Origin of the sequence: Pseudomonas palleroniana (genome assembly GCF_003031675.1) — a bacterium.
Lineage (GTDB): Bacteria > Pseudomonadota > Gammaproteobacteria > Pseudomonadales > Pseudomonadaceae > Aquipseudomonas > Aquipseudomonas palleroniana.
Genome location: NZ_PYWX01000061.1, coordinates 117,511 through 134,864, shown reverse-complemented (window position 1 = coordinate 134,864; position 17,354 = coordinate 117,511). Strand labels below are relative to the sequence as shown.

The following is a 17,354-nucleotide window of genomic DNA, read 5'->3' as shown; positions in this document are numbered from 1 at the left end:
TTGAGTCGGGTCAAACTGTGGGAGGGGACTTGCCCCTCCCACAGTTGATAGGTGTCCCTGGGATTATTTCTTTTGCTTCGGGATTCGCACCAACTGCGTATCCGAATAGATGTCATGCCAGCTGCGTTTACGCTTGTCGAACAGCGACCAGACAAACCCCAGCCCCACGCACAACCACGAAGCAATCGCGACCACAAAGCGCAGCAGCGCCTGCCACAGGCTGATGCGTGAGCCGTCGGCGTTCTGTACGCGCACGCCCCACACCTGCATGCCCAGGGTTTGCCCCGAATGGGTCCAGAACTTGGCGAAGAACCCAAACAGCACAAAGAACAGAAGGGTCGACAGCAACGGGTCACCGTCCAGTGCCCCGGACTCGGTGAGGGTGCGCATCCTGGCTTCGCCGATAAAGGCGATCCACACCAGCTTGTAGATAAACGCCGTAACGATCAGCAAGGCGGTGCACAGCAGGAAGTCATAGAAGATTGCTGCCAGTCGACGGCCCAGGCCAACGGCGGGGAATTCGCCTTGGGGACTCAGCAGGGGTTTGGACATGGCAGGGCTCTCAAGATAAAAAAGCCATTCTACGAACAAACGCGCATAAAAAAGCCCCTGATGTCACCATCAGGGGCTTTTTGTCGCAGGAAGGATCAGCCTTCTGCTTGTACTTCATCAGCCTGCATGCCTTTCTGGCCCTGCACGGCTTTGAAGGTGACTTTCTGGCCTTCTTTCAGGCTCTTGAAGCCGTTCCCCTGGATAGCGCGGAAATGCACGAACAGATCCGGACCGCTTTCTGGAGTGATAAAACCAAACCCTTTTTCGTCGTTAAACCACTTGACGGTGCCGCTCTGACGATCTGACATTTTCTTCTTTCCTTTGACGCTAAAAATTAATGACAGCCCCTTTCACATGAAAGAGTACTGGGCTGAGTTGCAGGAAAGTAAGAGACGTCGAACGGGTTGTAGCAAACTTTGGCTACTGCCCAGGTCCAGGTTCAAAGCGACCCATGCAAACACAGTAACCAAACTCTACGCCAACTAAGACAGAAAATACAAGCCCCGCCAAAAGCCCAGGTTTTGCTTGGCTTCATGACACTTTGGTCAACAGTACCCGGTTGGCTTATGCGATAGAAAGGATCACTTGTTATAGGTTTACTTCTAGTGCATTGACTATCGTCAATGCACTGTTTTATGGCGGTTGCGTTACAGTTTAGTGCACGTTAACGCAACCGCGTTACTTATAGGAACAGTCACTCAGCCACGATAGTAACGTTGTGGCACAAATGGCATTTTACTTACACGAAGTGGCACCTTTTTCCCACGCACCAACGCAGAGACTTCGGTGTCCAGTGCGGTGTGTGTGCTGTCCAGGTAACCCATGGCCAGTGGGCCGCCCAAACTTGGACCAAAGCCACCGCTGCACACGCTGCCGATCACGGTGCCGTGGGCGTCGACGATTTCCGCACCTTCACGCACCGGTGTGCGCTCCTGGGGCAGCAGGCCAACGCGCTTGCGGCTCACGCCGGTTTGCTGCTGGGTGAAGATGCGATCTGCGCCGGGGAACCCACCGGCACGTGCGCCGTCGGCCCGACGAGCCTTGGAGATCGCCCACAGCAGGCTCGCTTCGATCGGCGTGGTGTCAGTGTTCATGTCATGGCCATACAGGCACAGGCCGGCTTCCAGGCGCAGCGAGTCGCGGGCACCCAGGCCGATGGGCTGTATTTCGGTTTCGGCCAGCAGGCTGCGGGCCAGGCTTTCAGCGTTGGCGGCCGGCACCGAGATTTCGAAGCCGTCTTCACCGGTGTAGCCGGAGCGACTGACATAGCAGTCCACGCCCAGCAGGCGCAGGCTGGCGAACTGCATGAAAGTCATCTGGGTGACCTGCGGCGCCAGGCGCGCCAACACCTTCACTGCCGCCGGGCCTTGCAGGGCCAGCAGGGCGCGTTCTTCGAACAGCGGCTCGATGCTGCACTGCTCGCCGATATGCTTGCGCAGGTGCGCCAGGTCCTGGTCCTTGCAGGCGGCGTTGACCACCAGGAACAGTTCGTCGTTACCCAGGTTGGCCACCATCAGGTCGTCGAGGATGCCGCCTTGCTCATTGGTGAACATCGCGTAGCGTTGCATGCCGACCGGCAGGTCGATGATGTCGACCGGTACCAGGGTTTCCAAGGCTTTGGCGGCATTGGCGCCGGTGAGGCGGATCTGGCCCATGTGGGACACATCGAACAACCCGGCCTGTTCACGGGTGTGCAGGTGCTCCTTCATCACGCCCAACGGGTACTGTACCGGCATGTCGTAGCCGGCGAAGGGCACCATGCGTGCGCCGAGTTCGATGTGCAGCGCATGCAGTGGGGTTTTCAACAGGGTTTCGGTGGACATATTCAGCTCCTGAAAAACGTGCCGGCGCGCCGTGGGGCGTCAGCACTCGATAATGTTGACGGCTAAACCGCCACGGGCGGTTTCCTTGTATTTGCTTTTCATGTCGGCGCCGGTCTGGCGCATGGTGCGGATCACCTTGTCGAGGGACACAAAGTGCTGCCCATCGCCACGCAAGGCCATGCGCACGGCATTGATCGCCTTGACCGAGCCCATCGCGTTGCGCTCGATACAGGGCACCTGCACCAGCCCGCCAATCGGGTCGCAGGTCAGGCCGAGGTTGTGCTCCATCCCGATCTCGGCGGCGTTTTCTACCTGGGATACCGTGCCGCCCAATACCTCGCACAACGCACCGGCCGCCATGGAACAGGCCACGCCGACCTCGCCCTGGCAACCGACTTCGGCGCCTGAGATCGAGGCGTTTTCCTTGTACAAAATGCCGATGGCGGCGGCGGTGAGCAGAAAGCGCACCACGCCATCTTCATTCGCGCCCGGAATAAAGCGCATGTAGTAATGCAGCACCGCCGGCACGATCCCGGCTGCACCATTGGTGGGCGCCGTGACCACGCGCCCGCCGTTGGCGTTTTCTTCGTTGACCGCCAAGGCGTAGAGGTTGACCCAGTCGAGCACCGACAGTGGGTCGCGCAGCGAGGACTCCGGGTTCTTGCACAACTGCCGGTGCAGGGCGGCCGCACGGCGCTTGACCTTCAAGCCACCGGGCAAAATCCCTTCGTTGCGACAACCGGCGTCCACGCAGTCCTGCATCACCTGCCAGATCTTCAGCAGGCCGACGCGGGTTTGCACTTCGGGCCGCCAGGCACTTTCGTTGGTCAACATCACCTGGCTGATGGACAACCCATAGGTGGTGCAATGGCCCAGCAACTCCTTGGCGTTCTTGAACGGGAAGGTCAGGGCCGTGGCGTCTTCGACAATCCGGTCGGCGCCGGCCGCGTCTTCATCCACCACGAAACCACCACCGACCGAGTAGTACTCGCGGCTGCGGATCTGGATGCCGGCGGCGTCGAAGGCGCGAAAGATCATGCCGTTGGGGTGGTAGGCGAGGGGTTTGCGAATCATCGCCAAGTGTTCTTTCTCGTTGAACACAATGCTGTGTTCACCGAGCAGATTCAGGCGGCCATCTTGGCGCATGTGGGCCAGGCGGGCAGCCACGGTGTCGGTATTCACGGTATCTGGGTGTTCGCCTTCCAGGCCCAGCAGCACGGCCTTGTCGCTGCCGTGGCCTTTGCCGGTGGCGCCGAGGGAGCCATAGAGTTCCACCTTGACGCAGGCGGTGGCACTCAGCAGGTTGTCACGCTTGAGCCCCTCGACAAAGCGAGCGGCGGCGCGCATCGGGCCGACGGTGTGGGAACTGGAGGGGCCGATGCCAATCTTGAACAGGTCGAACACGCTGAGGGACATGGTTGTTCTCCGGTTTCTTATTATTTGGCTGGGTCAGTGTGGGAGGGGGCTTGCTCCCGATTGCAGTGGTTCAGCCAGCATATCTGTAGCTGACCCATCGCTATCGGGAGCAAGCCCCCTCCCACAGGGGACCGAGTTGACCTTTCGGTTATGCGTAGCTCTCGATCGAAGGGCACGCACACACCAGGTTACGGTCGCCAAACACGTTGTCCACACGACCCACCGGTGGCCAGTACTTGCCTTCGATCAACGACGCCACCGGGTACACCGCTTGTTCACGGCTGTACGGATGCGACCATTCACCCACCAGTTCCGCCGCGGTGTGCGGCGCGTTCTTGAGCGGGTTGTCGTCCTTGTCGAGGGTGCCGTTTTCAACCGCGCGAATTTCTTCACGGATGGCGATCATCGCGTTGCAGAAGCGATCCAGTTCTTCCTTGGATTCACTTTCGGTCGGCTCGATCATCAAGGTCCCGGCGACCGGGAACGACATGGTCGGCGCGTGGAAGCCGAAGTCGATCAGGCGCTTGGCCACGTCGTCCACGCTGATGCCGCTGCTGTCTTTCAGCGGGCGCAGATCCAGGATGCATTCATGCGCGACCAGGCCGTTGCTGCCGGTGTACAGCACGGGGTAGTGCTCTTCCAGGCGACGGGAAATGTAGTTGGCGTTGAGGATCGCCAACTGCGAAGCGCGCTTGAGGCCCGCGCCGCCCATCATGCTGATGTACATCCAAGTGATCGGCAAAATGCTCGCGCTGCCGAACGGCGCCGCGCACACCGCACCTTCCTTGCGTTCCATGGCCGCATGGCCCGGCAGGAATGGCGTCAGGTGGGATTTCACGCCAATCGGGCCGACGCCCGGGCCGCCACCGCCATGGGGGATGCAGAAGGTTTTATGCAGGTTCAGGTGGGACACGTCGCCGCCGAACTTGCCCGGCGCGCACAGCCCGACCATGGCATTCATGTTGGCGCCGTCGATGTACACCTGGCCGCCGTTGTCATGAATGATGCCGCAGATTTCGCGGATGCCTTCCTCGAACACGCCGTGGGTAGACGGGTAGGTGATCATCAGCGCGGCGAGGTGGTCGCGATGCTCGATGGCCTTGGCCCGCAGGTCTTCGATATCCACGTTGCCACGCGCGTCGCACGCGGTGACGACCACGCGCATGCCGGCCATGTTGGCGGTCGCGGGGTTGGTGCCGTGGGCCGACGAGGGGATCAGGCAGATGTCGCGGCGCTCTTCGCCACGGCTTTGGTGATAGGCACGGATGGCCAGCAGGCCAGCGTATTCACCCTGGGAACCGGCGTTCGGTTGCAGCGAAATCGCGTCGTAGCCGGTGGCCGCGCAGAGCATGGCTTCCAGCTCGGACGTCAGTTGCTGGTAGCCGGCGCTTTGTTCGGCCGGGGCGAAGGGGTGCAAGGCACCGAATTCGGCCCAGGTCACCGGGATCATTTCGCTGGCGGCATTGAGCTTCATGGTGCACGAGCCCAGCGGGATCATGGTGCGATCCAGTGCCAGGTCCTTGTCGGCCAGCTTGCGCAGGTAGCGCATCAGCTCGGTTTCCGAGTGATAGCGGTTGAACACCGGGTGGCTGAGGATCGGCGACTGGCGCAGCAGGGCGGCCGGCAGGCTGCTTTCAACGCTGGCGTTGAAGTCCGGCAAGGCTTTGCCGTCGGCGAAGATCGCCCACAGGGTTTCGATATCGGCCTGGGTGGTGGTTTCATCCACCGAGACTCCCAGACGCTCGGCATCCACCACACGCAGGTTGATGCGCTGGGCGCGGGCCTTGTCGTGCAGGGCTGCGGTGTTGGCGCCGGTGTTGAGGGTCAGGGTGTCGAAGAAATTCGCTTGTTCGACCTGTTGGCCCAGGGCGGTCAGGCCCTTGGCCAGGATCGCGGTCAACTGGTGGACGCGCTGCGCGATCTGGGTCAGGCCTTTTGGACCGTGGTACACGGCGTACATGCTGGCGATGTTGGCCAGCAGCACTTGGGCGGTGCAGATGTTGCTGGTGGCCTTTTCGCGGCGGATGTGTTGCTCGCGGGTTTGCATGGCCAGGCGCAGGGCCGGCTTGCCGAAACGGTCCACGGACACGCCGACCAGACGCCCCGGCATATCGCGCTTGAACGCATCCTTGGTGGAGAAGTACGCCGCGTGCGGGCCACCAAAGCCCAGTGGGACGCCGAAGCGCTGTGCGCTGCCGATCGCCACGTCTGCGCCGAACTCACCCGGTGGGGTCAGCAGCGTCAGGGCCAGCAGGTCAGCCGCCACGGCCACCAGGGCGTTGGCGGTGTGGAAGCGCTCGGTCAGCTCACGGTAGTCGAACACGTCACCGTTACTGGCCGGGTATTGCAGCAGGGCGCCGAAGAACGGGCTGACGTCGGTCAGTTCGCGCTCATCGCCCACCACCACGTCAATGCCCAGCGGCTCGGCACGCGTACGCAGCACGTCGAGGGTTTGTGGATGGCTGTGCACCGAGGCAAAGAAGGCATTGCTGCCCTTGTTCTTGCTCAGGCGCTTGCAGAAGGTCATGGCTTCGGCGGCAGCGGTGGCTTCGTCGAGTAGGGAGGCGTTGGCGATCGGCAGGCCGGTGAGGTCGCTGATCAAGGTCTGGAAGTTCAGCAGCGCTTCCAGGCGGCCTTGGGAAATTTCCGGCTGGTAGGGGGTGTAGGCGGTGTACCAGGCCGGATTTTCCAGCAGGTTGCGCAGGATCGGCGAGGGGGTGTGGCAGTTGTAGTAACCCTGGCCGATGTAGGTCTTGAACAGCTGGTTCTTGCCGGCGATGGCCTTGATCTTGGCCAGGGCCTCGGCCTCGCTCAGGCCATCTTCCAGGCCGAGCACGCTGGTGCCCTTGATGCTTTCCGGGATCACGCTGGCGCTCAGGGCTTCCAGGGAATCGAAACCCAGGCTGGCGAGCATTTGCTGCTCATCCGCCTGGCGCGGGCCGATGTGGCGGGCAATGAATTCGTTGGCGGTGCTGAGATTGATCGTCATGGCGGGCTCCTCAAGCGTCAGCGTTGGCTTTGATCAGGCGGTCGTACGCATCCTGATCCAACAGCTTAGCCAGTGCACCGGCATCAGCCGGTTTGAAGCGGAAGAACCAGCCTTCGCCCATCGGGTCTTCGTTGACCAGTTCCGGGCTGTCGCTCAAGGCTTCGTTCACTGCCAGCACTTCGCCGGTCAGCGGCATGTACACACCGCTGGCGGCTTTTACCGATTCCACTGTGGACGCTTCGGCACCCTTGTCGTAGCTCTGCAACTCCGGCAGTTGCACGAAAACCACGTCACCCAGCGCATTCTGCGCAAAAGCGGTGATACCCACGGTGACGCTGCCGTCAGCTTCGGCGCGCAGCCATTCGTGATCTTCAGTGAAACGCAACTCGCTCATGGAAACTCCTCAGGGCCAGATTCGTCTGGTGGACGGGATTGGAATAATGGGGAGTTGCTTAGCAATATTGCGGCCAATCTTATAAAACCGTTATAAATCAGTCAGTTAATAAAAATGGTTATAGGGTTATGCATTTTGGCTGTAGCGATTTCGCTACAGCGCGACCTGCGAAAAAAAGCCTATGCGGATCAAAGCCTTGCATGGAGCGCAAAAAACAGGGTTGTAGCGATATCGTTACGCTGTAGCGCTTTCAGTACAGCCGATGTCGTTCCTGGACCTAATTTGCAGTGCGCTCACCTGTGGGAGGGGGCTTGCACCCGATGGCGGCAAATCAGACACCTCATGTGTTGGCTGACACACCGCCATCGGGAGCAAGCCCCCTCCCACAATTGGATTGCTGTTCAGTCAGGGTTTGTTGGGGATGCCGTATTTACGCAGGCGATGGGCGATGGCCGTGTGGGAGGTTTGCAGGCGGCTCGCCAGTTGGCGGGTCGAGGGGTAGCTGGTGTAGAGCGTCTCCAGCAGGTTGCGCTCGAAGTCTTCCACGGCCTGTTCCAGGCTGTCGACTTCGCCGTCGCTCTGGCGTGCTACCGACGTGCCGGCGATGTCCAGGTCGCCGATGTCCACCAGGCTGCTTTCGCAGATGGCGGCGGCGCGGAAGATCACGTTTTGCAGTTGGCGCACATTGCCCGGCCAGCGGTTGCCGAGCAACGCCGGGTAGGTGCCGGGCGCCAGGCGGCACACCGGGCGCTGGATCTGCGCGCAAGCCTGCTGCATGAAGTAGCGGGCGAGCAGCAGGATGTCCTGGCCGCGTTCGCGCAATGGCGGCACTTCGACGTTGAGCACATTGAGTCGATAAAACAGGTCTTCGCGAAAGGTGCCTTCGCTGACCATCTTCTCCAAGTCACGGTGGGTGGCGCTGAGGATGCGCACGTTGACCCGCACTTCACGGTCGCCGCCCACACGACGGAAACTGCCATCGTTGAGAAACCGCAGCAACTTGGCCTGCAAATACGGCGACATCTCGCCGATCTCATCCAGGAACACTGTGCCCTGGTTGGCCAGTTCCATCAGCCCCGGCTTGCCGCCGCGCTGGGCACCGGTGAAGGCGCCCGGGGCGTAGCCGAACAACTCACTCTCGGCGAGGTTCTCCGGCAGTGCCGCACAGTTCAAGGCCAAGAACGGCGCACTGTGCCGCGCACTGCTCGCATGGCAGGCCCGCGCCACCAACTCTTTGCCGGTGCCGGTTTCGCCCTGGATCAACAGCGGTGCATCCAGAGCGGCCACCCGCTGCGCGCGCGCCTTGAGAGTGCGGATCACCGGGGACTCGCCCAGCAGTGCATCAAAACCTTCGGCATGGTCGTGGTGCAAGGCCGACAGCTGTTCACCGATGCGGTTGGGTGGGTAGAGGGTCAGCAGGGCGCCGGCGTCGGTGATCGGCGTGGCGTCCAGCAGCAGGGTCTGGCCGTTGACGCTGATCTCGCGCAGGGGCAAACGAAAGCCCTGTTCCAGCAAGGTCTCCAGCAGTGCCGGGTCGTTGAACAGCTCGCTGATGCTTTCCCCGGCGGGTTCGCGACCATACAAGGCGATCAGTGCGGGGTTGGCCAGCAGGATCTTGCCGGCACTGTCCAGGGCCAATACCGGGTCGGTCATGGCGGCCAGCAGGGCGTCGAGCTGCAGGTGGCGACGCTGGCCGGGGAGGATGTCGACCACCGTCACCGCTTGCACCCCCTGCACGCTGAACAGCGCATCGCGCAGCTCCTCCAGCACCTCGGCGCTGAGAGTCGGTGCGTCGATGTAGACGTTGGGCGGCACCATTTCCACCGCATCCAGGTTGAGATTGCGCCCACCGAGCAGGGCCAGGACTTCCTGGGTAATGCCGACGCGGTCGATGAAGCTGACGTGGATACGCATGGGGTGGTGTTGGGTTCTGTGATGCGGAAGGTGGCCAGTATGCCTTGCAGACGATCGAGTTCAAACTGCGGGCGATCTGTAGTGAGCGGGCTTGCCCCGCGCTGGGTGGCGTAGCCGCCCTGAACCCAGGCACCTCGGTCTTTCTGAAGCACCGTGGAGTCCTTGTTGGGGCGGCTGCGCCACCCGGCGCGGGGCAAGCCCGCTCACTACAAGAGCTTGGTCGTGGCGGTCAGGCCAGGTGCTCTGGCTTGACCGGATCGCCGGACTTCACATCTAGCTGATGCCGTACATCCTCGAACATCAAGTCGTATTGCTTGTGCATCGAGCCATTGAGTACGGCGATCTTCGGCATCCCGTACTTCTGCGCAATGTTCATCGCATGGCGCGCAAAGTCGAAAGCCTGGTCCTTGGGCAGGTAGAACTCTTCCTTGAGTTCCTTGCCCTGCACCGAACCGTGCAGCTTGAACAGCATTCCTTTGCCTTCCTTTGGATCCTGGCTGACTTCATAGTCGATGCACAGGTTGTAGCTGTAGTCATCCTTGTTGAGTGCGTGACGTTCAACGTGCAAGTGACCGGGTTCAAAGGTAGCCATAGGCGTCTCTCCTCTACTTCACAGATAGGTGATGCCAGGTTTTGCCGTGCTGATGCGTGTACCGGCGTGGCCCTGGACAATGGCTTCGATGTCCGAGAGTGAACCGATGACCGCGGTTTTGCCAGTTCGGCGGGCGAACTCGCAGGCCGCCTGGACCTTGGGGCCCATGGAGCCGGCGGCGAAGCCGAGTTTTTCGATGTCGTCCGGATGGGCCTGGGCGATCGCTTTCTGGGTCGGCTTGCCGTAGTCGATAAAGGCGGCGTTGACGTCGGTGGCGATCACCAGCAAATCGGCGTCCAGTTGCGAGGCCAGCAGCGAGGAACACAGGTCTTTGTCGATCACTGCCTCAATGCCGCGCAGCTTGCCGTCTTCGCCGTACATCGTCGGGATACCGCCGCCGCCGGCGCAGATCACGATGCTACTTTTTTCCAGTAGCCATTTGATCGGGCGGATTTCGAAGATACGTTTGGGGCGTGGGCTGGCGACCACACGACGATACTTGTCGCCGTCCGGAGCAATGGCCCAGCCTTTTTCGCCCGCCAGTTTTTCAGCTTCGGCCTTGGAGTACACCGGGCCGATGGGTTTGCTCGGGTTCTGGAAGGCCGGGTCCTTGGCGTCGACTTCCACCTGGGTGAGCAGGGTGGCGAACGGCACTTCGAAGTCCAGCAGGTTGCCCAGTTCCTGTTCGATGATGTAGCCGATCATGCCTTCGGTCTCGGCACCCAACACGTCCAGCGGGTACGGCGAAACCTGGGTGTAGGCCGCCGCCTGCAACGACAGCAGGCCGACCTGCGGGCCATTGCCGTGGGCGATCACCAGCTCGTTGCCGGGGTGGATCTTGGCGATCTGTTCGGTGGCGATTCGGATATTGGCGCGTTGATTGTCCGCCGTCATGGGTTCGCCACGGCGGAGCAGGGCGTTACCGCCCAGTGCAACGACGATACGCATACAAAAGTCCCTCTGTAATTCTGCGTTGTGAACACAGTGTGGGAGGGGGCTTGCTCCCGATAGCGGTGTGTCATTCAGCAAATCTGTTAACTGACCCACCGCCATCGGGAGCAACCCCCCTCCCACAGTTTTATCCGTGTTCCTTCAATGGTTTACAAATCAGCCAGGGTCGAGACCAGGATCGCCTTGATGGTGTGCATGCGGTTCTCCGCCTGTTCGAAGGCGATGCAGGCCGGCGATTCGAACACGTCATCGGTCACTTCAATGCCGTTGGCCAGGTGCGGGTACTGCTCGGCGATCTGCTTGCCGACCTTGGTATCGCTGTTATGGAACGCCGGCAGGCAGTGCATGAACTTGGTGCGCGGGTTGCCGGTGGCTTTCATCAATTCGCTGTTGACCTGGTACGGCAGCAATTGCTCGATACGCTCTGCCCAGGCTTCCACGGGCTCGCCCATGGATACCCATACGTCGGTGTGGATGAAGTCCACGCCTTTGACCGCAGCTTTCGGGTCATCGGTGAGGGTGATGCGTGCGCCGCTTTCTTGCGCGTATTGCTTGCAGCGGCCCACCAGGTCGTCGTGAGGCCACAAAGCCTTGGGCGCGCAGATGCGTACGTCCATACCCAGCTTGGCGCCCACCAGCAACAGCGAGTTGCCCATATTGTTGCGTGCGTCACCCAGGTAGGCGTAGCTGATCTCGTGGATGGGCTTGTCAGCGTGTTCACGCATGGTCAGCACGTCAGCGATCATCTGGGTGGGGTGGTATTCATCGGTCAGGCCGTTGAACACCGGCACGCCGGCGAACTTGGCCAGCTCCTCGACGATTTCCTGCTTGAAACCGCGGTATTCGATGGCGTCATACATGCGCCCGAGCACGCGGGCGGTGTCCTTCATGCTCTCTTTGTGGCCGATCTGCGAGGAGTTCGGGTCGATGTAGGTGACATTGGCGCCCTGGTCATAGGCTGCCACTTCGAAAGCGCAGCGGGTGCGTGTCGAGGTTTTTTCGAAGATCAGCGCAATGTTGTTGCCCTTCAAGTGCTGCTGTTCGGTGCCGGTGTACTTGGCGCGCTTGAGGTCGCGGGACAGGTCCAGCAGGTAGCGCAGCTCGCGCGGGGTGTGGTGTTCCAGGCTGAGCAGGTTACGGTTGTGGATGTTGAACGCCATGATGATTCTCCTTGGATTCGGTAATCGGCCCGGTCGGCTTCGGGTGGACGCCGCCGGGAAGATGGTCGTTTAGTAGTCGATAGGGTCGCGGATGATCGGGCAGGTCATGCAGTGGCCGCCGCCACGGCCACGGCCCAGTTCACCGGCGCTGATGGTGATGACTTCCACACCGGCCTTGCGCAGCAGGGTGTTGGTGGAGGTGTTGCGGTCGTAGCCGATCACGACGCCCGGCTCCAGGGCGACGACGTTGTTGCCGTCGTCCCACTGCTCGCGTTCGGCGGCGAAGCTGTTGCCGCCGGTTTCCACCACGCGCAGGGCCTTGAGGCCAAGGGCGGCGGCGACGGTGTCGAGGAAGTTGGTTTTCTCCCGGTGAATATCGATACCGTGGGGCTTGCTCTCGTCAGGGCGCAGGGTGAAGGGCACGATCTGGTTGACCACTTCGGGGAAGATGGTGACCAGGTCGCGGTCGCAGAAGCTGAACACGGTGTCCAGGTGCATCGCCGCACGGGATTTCGGCAGGCCGGCAACGATCACTTTCTCCACCGCCTTGTTCTTGAACAGGTTGCGCGCCAGTTGGCCGATCGCCTGGTGGGACGAACGCTCGCCCATGCCGATCAACACCACGCCGTTGCCGATAGGCATCACGTCGCCGCCTTCCAGGGTGGAGGCACCGTGCTCCTGGTCGGGGTCGCCGTACCAGATCTGGAAGTCCGCGTTGGTGAATTCAGGGTGGAATTTGTAGATGGCGGTGGTCAGCAGCGTCTCTTGGCGTCGCGCCGGCCAGTACATGGGGTTCAGCGTCACACCGCCGTAGATCCAGCAGGTGGTGTCGCGGGTGAACTGGGTGTTGGGCAGCGGCGGCAGGATGAAGCTCGAATGCCCGAGGAAGTCGCGGAACATCTCGAGGGTCCTGCCACCGAAGCTGCTCGGCAGGTCATCGGCCGACACGCCGCCAATCAGGAATTCGCTGATCTTGCGCGGCTCAAGGCTGCGCAGCCACGAGCCGACTTCATCGACCAGGCCCAGGCCCACGGTATTGGCGGTGATCTTGCGTTCCAGGATCCAATCCAGGGCTTCAGGGATCGCGACGATATCGGTGAGCAGGTTGTGCATTTCCAGCACATCAACGTCCCGCTCGCGCATTTTGGTGACGAAATCAAAATGGTCGCGCTTGGCCTGGGCGACCCACAGTACGTCATCGAACAGCAGTTCATCGCAGTTGTTGGGGGTCAGCCGCTGGTGGGCCAAGCCTGGGGAGCACACCATGACTTTGCGCAGTTTGCCGGCTTCGGAATGTACGCCGTACTTCACTTTTTCGGTGGTCATTACAGATCCTCCAGTAGAAACACTTCTTTTGGATAAAGCGCTATAGGGTCAGGAAGCCGTCGTAGAGGCCGTAGGCCGCCAGCAGGGCGCCTATGACCACAGCGGCGAAAATCAGCTTCTCGACGTTGGTGAAAATCGGTTTGCCCAGTTCATGCTTGGCCTTGGCGAACAGGATCGCGCCGGGGGCGTAGAGCAGGGCGGAGAGCAACAGGTATTTGGTGCCGCCGGCGTAGAGCAGCCAGATCGCGTAGATCAGGGCGATGGCGCCGATGCACAGGTCTTTCCTGCGTTCGCGCAGGGCGTTTTCGTAGGTCTCGCCGCGCACCGCCAGCAACAGGGCGTAGGCCGCCGACCACAGGTAAGGCACCAGGATCATCGAGGTGGCGAGGTAGATCAGCGACAGGTAGGTGCTGGCGGAAAACAGCGTGATCACCAGGAACAGCTGCACCATCGCGTTGGTCAACCACAGCGCGTTGACCGGCACGTGGTTGGCGTTTTCGCGGCGCAAAAACTCCGGCATGGTGTGGTCCTTGGCTGCGGCGAACATGATCTCCGCACACAGCAGCACCCACGACAGCAGTGCTCCCAGCAGCGAGATGATCAAGCCGACGCTGATCAGTATCGCGCCCCAGTGGCCCACCACATGTTCCAGCACGGCGGCCATCGACGGGTTCTGCAGCTTGGCCAGTTCCGGCTGGGTCATGATCCCCAGGGACAGCACGTTCACCAGCATCAAGAACAGCAGCACGGTGATAAAGCCGATCACGGTGGCCTTGCCCACGTCACTGCGCTTTTGCGCACGGGACGAGAAGATGCTCGCGCCTTCGATGCCGATGAACACCCACACGGTGACCAGCATCATGTTGCGCACCTGGTTCGCCACGCTGCCCAGGTCGGGGTTTTTCACGCCCCAGATATCAGCGGTGAAGATGTCCAGCTTGAACGCGAACAGGGCGATCAACACGAACAGCAGCAGCGGCACCACCTTGGCGACGGTAGTCACCAGGTTGATGAACGCCGCTTCCTTGATGCCACGCAGCACCAGGAAATGCACGGCCCACAGCAGCACCGAGGCGCCGATCACGGCTGCCGGCGTGTTGCCCTCGCCGAAGATCGGGAAGAAGTAACCGAGGGTGCTGAACAGCAAGACGAAGTAGCCGACGTTGCCCAGCCAGGCGCTGATCCAATAGCCCCACGCCGATGAGAAGCCCATGTAGTCGCCGAACCCGGCTTTGGCGTAGGCATACACCCCGCCGTCGAGGTCGGGCTTGCGGTTGGCCAGGGTCTGAAACACAAATGCGAGGGTCAGCATGCCGATGGCGGTGATGAACCAGCCAATCAATACGGCGCCGACGTCGGCGCTGGCGGCCATGTTTTGCGGCAAAGAAAAGATCCCGCCGCCAATCATCGAACCCACGACAAGTGCAACCAGTGCACCCAGCCTAAGTTTTCCGGGAGTTTCAGACATTGCATGACTCCAATGCAGGAGAAGAGAGACCACAGAATAATTCTGTGCGCTAATCAAACAGCTGACTCAGATCACTTCATTGGCACATTCCATTGTGAATTAATGACTTAGGATGGCGATTCGCGGGCGATAAAAATCCTCGGAGAAACGCTTTCTAGAGCGCTCTCTTCTTTGTGGTTAATCAGTGGGCAGCGGTATGGATGTTTTAAACTAGTCTGTATTCTCGATTGTGCAAACTTTTGACAGAAAGATGGCGATAGGCCATAGATTGCAGTATTTAAATTCTAAATAAACCCGAATCGGATTAATTGAAATGCCGCTACGTTATGAATAAGTAAGTTTTATCGCGGTTTCTAATAAACGTTGCGCTCGCCGAGTCAATGAGCGAAGTGCACAGTTTTCAGCTCAAGTTGTTGTTCATCAGGAGTGTTCATGTCCCAATCGCCGCAGAAACTGCGACTCAGTGCCCTGATTGCCTTGGTGGTGGGATCGATGATTGGCGGCGGGATCTTTTCTCTGCCGCAAAACATGGCTGCCCGCGCCGAGGTGGGTGCCGTATTGATTGGTTGGGCCATCACCGCCGTCGGCATGCTGACCCTCGCGTTCGTGTTCCAGACCCTGGCCAATCGCAAGCCCGAGCTGGATTCCGGAGTGTATGCCTATGCCAAGGCCGGGTTTGGCGACTACATGGGTTTCTCATCGGCGTGGGGCTATTGGATCAGTGCCTGGATGGGCAACGTCGGCTACTTCGTCTTGCTGTTCAGCACCCTCGGCTACTTTTTTCCGGTGTTCGGCCAGGGGAATACGCCGGTCGCCATCGGCTGTGCGTCGCTGTTGCTGTGGGCGGTGCATTTTCTGGTACTGCGCGGGATCAAGGAGGCGGCGTTCATCAACCAGATCACTACCGTGGCGAAGATCGTGCCGCTGCTGATGTTTATCGTGATCGCCGCCGTGGCGTTCAAGGCCGATATCTTCACCCGGGATATCTGGGGCCTGGGCAACCCGAAGATCGGCAGCGTGGTCGACCAGGTGCGCCACATGATGCTGGTCACCGTGTTTGTGTTTATCGGCATCGAGGGGGCCAGCGTGTATTCGGCGCGGGCCGAGAAACGCGTGGATGTGGGGCGCGCCACGGTGATCGGCTTTCTTGGCGTGCTGGCGCTGCTGGTGCTGGTGAATGTGTTGTCCCTGGGCATCATGAGCCGGCCGGAGTTGGCGCAATTGCAAAACCCGTCCCTGGCCGGCGTGCTGGAACATATCGTTGGCCCATGGGGCGCGATGCTGATCAGCCTCGGCCTGGCGGTGTCATTGCTGGGAGCCTTGCTCTCGTGGGCGTTGCTCTGCGCCGAGATCCTCTACTCCACGGCGCAGGACAAGACCATGCCGGCCTTCCTGAAAAAGGAAAACGCCAACCAGGTGCCGGTCAACGCCTTGTGGCTGACCAACGTGATGATCCAGGCTTTTCTGGTGGTGACGCTGTTTTCCCAAAGCACCTACACCACCCTGATCTACCTCGCGTCTTCGATGATTCTGGTGCCCTATCTCTGGTCGGCGGCCTATGCCGTGTTGCTGAGTGGGCGCGGCGAAACCTATGAAGGCGCCCAGCGCCGACGCCGGCAGGATTTACTGGTCGGGCTGATCGCCCTCGGTTATGCCCTCTGGCTGCTCTACGCCGCGGGCCTGAAATACCTGTTGTTGTCAGCACTGCTTTACGCACCGGGGGTGATTCTGTTCGCCCAGGCCAAGCGCGAACAGGGCCGCCCCTTGTTCACGCTGATGGAAAAAGGCATTTTCAGCGGCGTGATCGCCGGCGCAGGCCTGGCGGCGTATGGCTTGTACCGCGGGGTGTTGTCGTTGTGAGACTGGTGTATCAGCCGCCCTATGATTGGGCGGCGATGGTGGATTTTCTGACGATGCGCGCACTTACCGGCCTGGAAACCCTGGTCGACGGCGTGTATCGGCGCAGCATCAGTGTGAATGGGCAGTTGGGTTGGATCTGTGTGGCGCCGGGTTCGGGCGATTGGCTGGAGGTTGAGGTGGCGTTTCCCGACGCGCAGGCCCTGCCCGAGATCGAGCGACGCTTGAGGGCAATGTTTGATCTGGATGCACAGCCCGAGTTGATTGGCGCGCAATTGGCTGCCGATCCGCTGATGGCCGCATTGGTCGCCGCTCGCCCGGGGCTTCGGGTTCCAGGCACTTGGGATGGGCTGGAGCTGGCGATTCGCGCGGTGCTGGGGCAGCAGATCACAGTGGTTGCGGCTATCCGCCTGGCAGGCAAGTTGGTGGCGCACTATGGGCAGCCGCTGCAAACACCGCACCCGGGCATCACCCATGCGTTCCCCACGGCCCAGGTCCTCGCCGCAGCGGACCTGGCGAGCCTGGGCATGCCCAAGGCGCGGGGACGGACCTTGTCGGGAGTGGCCCAGGCGTGGCTGGACGATCCGCAAGTATTCGAGCCCAAGGCCACTCTCAAGGAAGGCGTGGCGCGGCTGGTGGCCTTGCCGGGCATCGGCGACTGGACCGCGCAGTACATCGCCATGCGTCAGATGCGCGAGCCGGATGCGTTTGCCTCCGGCGATATCGGCTTGATCAATGCGTTGGCAGCGTTAGAGGGCAGGCCGGTTTCGGCGCGACAATTGTTGGCCCGCGCCGAGGCATGGCGGCCTTTGAGGGCCTATGCGGCGCAGCATTTGTGGACGTCGCTGAACCGGGGGGATTGATTGTGGCAGTACTGGCCTCATCGTGAGCAAGCCCCCTCCCACACTTGAT

14 protein-coding genes are annotated in these 17,354 nt (G+C 60.9%); 2 read left to right on the top strand and 12 right to left on the bottom strand.

The window, feature by feature from the left end; genetic code table 11:
- Positions 1–63: 63 nt before the first annotated feature.
- The 12 genes from C9383_RS20570 to arcD (C9383_RS20515) all read right to left on the bottom strand — a co-directional run bounded on the left by C9383_RS20570 (position 64) and on the right by arcD (C9383_RS20515) (position 14,585).
- Positions 64–552, bottom strand: a complete 489-nt coding sequence (locus C9383_RS20570; RefSeq protein ID WP_090368884.1) for an RDD family protein — start codon at positions 550–552, stop codon at positions 64–66.
- A gap of 95 nt (positions 553–647) precedes the next feature.
- Positions 648–860 (bottom strand): cold-shock protein, encoded by a 213-nt coding sequence (locus tag C9383_RS20565; RefSeq protein WP_034109143.1) that lies wholly within the window; start codon positions 858–860, stop codon positions 648–650.
- A 390-nt stretch (positions 861–1,250) separates the two neighbouring features.
- Positions 1,251–2,375: a glycine cleavage system aminomethyltransferase GcvT gene (gene gcvT, locus C9383_RS20560; RefSeq protein WP_090368886.1), complete on the bottom strand. Its 1,125-nt coding sequence runs from the start codon at positions 2,373–2,375 to the stop codon at positions 1,251–1,253.
- A gap of 39 nt (positions 2,376–2,414) precedes the next feature.
- Entirely contained in the window at positions 2,415–3,791 is a 1,377-nt protein-coding gene (locus tag C9383_RS20555) for an L-serine ammonia-lyase (RefSeq protein WP_090368888.1), read from the bottom strand.
- Positions 3,792–3,939: 148 nt separating this feature from the next.
- The gene (gene gcvP / locus C9383_RS20550; RefSeq protein ID WP_090368889.1) at positions 3,940–6,780 is read right to left on the bottom strand and encodes an aminomethyl-transferring glycine dehydrogenase; all 2,841 of its coding nucleotides are present in this window, start codon (positions 6,778–6,780) and stop codon (positions 3,940–3,942) included.
- A gap of 10 nt (positions 6,781–6,790) precedes the next feature.
- Positions 6,791–7,174 carry a glycine cleavage system protein GcvH gene (gene gcvH / locus C9383_RS20545; protein ID WP_090368891.1) on the bottom strand — a complete coding sequence of 128 codons (384 nt, stop codon included), beginning with the start codon at positions 7,172–7,174 and terminating at the stop codon, positions 6,791–6,793.
- Positions 7,175–7,579: 405 nt separating this feature from the next.
- Positions 7,580–9,088, bottom strand: a complete 1,509-nt coding sequence (locus C9383_RS20540; protein ID WP_060754170.1) for a sigma-54-dependent transcriptional regulator — start codon at positions 9,086–9,088, stop codon at positions 7,580–7,582.
- 229 nt (positions 9,089–9,317) lie between these two features.
- Positions 9,318–9,680, bottom strand: a complete 363-nt coding sequence (locus tag C9383_RS20535) for a DUF5064 family protein (protein WP_090368893.1) — start codon at positions 9,678–9,680, stop codon at positions 9,318–9,320.
- 18 nt (positions 9,681–9,698) lie between these two features.
- Complete coding sequence (gene arcC / locus C9383_RS20530) at positions 9,699–10,628, bottom strand: carbamate kinase (protein WP_090368895.1); 930 nt, start codon at positions 10,626–10,628, stop codon at positions 9,699–9,701.
- 152 nt (positions 10,629–10,780) lie between these two features.
- Positions 10,781–11,791, bottom strand: a complete 1,011-nt coding sequence (locus tag C9383_RS20525; protein WP_060754167.1) for an ornithine carbamoyltransferase — start codon at positions 11,789–11,791, stop codon at positions 10,781–10,783.
- A gap of 69 nt (positions 11,792–11,860) precedes the next feature.
- Positions 11,861–13,117: an arginine deiminase gene (gene arcA, locus C9383_RS20520; protein WP_060754166.1), complete on the bottom strand. Its 1,257-nt coding sequence runs from the start codon at positions 13,115–13,117 to the stop codon at positions 11,861–11,863.
- Positions 13,118–13,157: 40 nt separating this feature from the next.
- Positions 13,158–14,585, bottom strand: a complete 1,428-nt coding sequence (gene arcD / locus C9383_RS20515; protein ID WP_090368897.1) for an arginine-ornithine antiporter — start codon at positions 14,583–14,585, stop codon at positions 13,158–13,160.
- 432 nt (positions 14,586–15,017) lie between these two features.
- On the opposite strand from arcD (C9383_RS20515), the gene arcD (C9383_RS20510) reads away from it, so the two are divergent.
- Together arcD (C9383_RS20510) and C9383_RS20505 are read left to right on the top strand one after the other, a co-directional pair.
- Positions 15,018–16,445 (top strand): arginine-ornithine antiporter, encoded by a 1,428-nt coding sequence (gene arcD / locus C9383_RS20510; protein WP_090368899.1) that lies wholly within the window; start codon positions 15,018–15,020, stop codon positions 16,443–16,445.
- A complete protein-coding gene (locus tag C9383_RS20505; RefSeq protein ID WP_090368901.1) occupies positions 16,442–17,305 on the top strand; it encodes a DNA-3-methyladenine glycosylase family protein in 864 nt (287 codons plus the stop codon). The genes arcD (C9383_RS20510) and C9383_RS20505 overlap by 4 nt, the downstream gene beginning before the upstream one ends.
- Positions 17,306–17,354: the final 49 nt, after the last annotated feature.

Bases quoted from the DNA above. Each gene is read 5' to 3' on its own strand.
- arcD (WP_090368897.1), bottom strand. From the start codon at position 14,585: ATGTCTGAAACTCCCGGAAAACTTAGGCTGGGTGCACTGGTTGCACTT.
- C9383_RS20555 (WP_090368888.1), bottom strand. From the start codon at position 3,791: ATGTCCCTCAGCGTGTTCGACCTGTTCAAGATTGGCATCGGCCCCTCC.
- arcC (WP_090368895.1), bottom strand. From the start codon at position 10,628: ATGCGTATCGTCGTTGCACTGGGCGGTAACGCCCTGCTCCGCCGTGGC.
- C9383_RS20525 (WP_060754167.1), bottom strand. From the start codon at position 11,791: ATGGCGTTCAACATCCACAACCGTAACCTGCTCAGCCTGGAACACCAC.
- gcvH (WP_090368891.1), bottom strand. From the start codon at position 7,174: ATGAGCGAGTTGCGTTTCACTGAAGATCACGAATGGCTGCGCGCCGAA.
- gcvT (WP_090368886.1), bottom strand. From the start codon at position 2,375: ATGTCCACCGAAACCCTGTTGAAAACCCCACTGCATGCGCTGCACATC.
- C9383_RS20565 (WP_034109143.1), bottom strand. From the start codon at position 860: ATGTCAGATCGTCAGAGCGGCACCGTCAAGTGGTTTAACGACGAAAAA.
- C9383_RS20540 (WP_060754170.1), bottom strand. From the start codon at position 9,088: ATGCGTATCCACGTCAGCTTCATCGACCGCGTCGGCATTACCCAGGAA.
- arcA (WP_060754166.1), bottom strand. From the start codon at position 13,117: ATGACCACCGAAAAAGTGAAGTACGGCGTACATTCCGAAGCCGGCAAA.
- C9383_RS20570 (WP_090368884.1), bottom strand. From the start codon at position 552: ATGTCCAAACCCCTGCTGAGTCCCCAAGGCGAATTCCCCGCCGTTGGC.
- C9383_RS20535 (WP_090368893.1), bottom strand. From the start codon at position 9,680: ATGGCTACCTTTGAACCCGGTCACTTGCACGTTGAACGTCACGCACTC.
- gcvP (WP_090368889.1), bottom strand. From the start codon at position 6,780: ATGACGATCAATCTCAGCACCGCCAACGAATTCATTGCCCGCCACATC.
- arcD (WP_090368899.1), top strand. From the start codon at position 15,018: ATGTCCCAATCGCCGCAGAAACTGCGACTCAGTGCCCTGATTGCCTTG.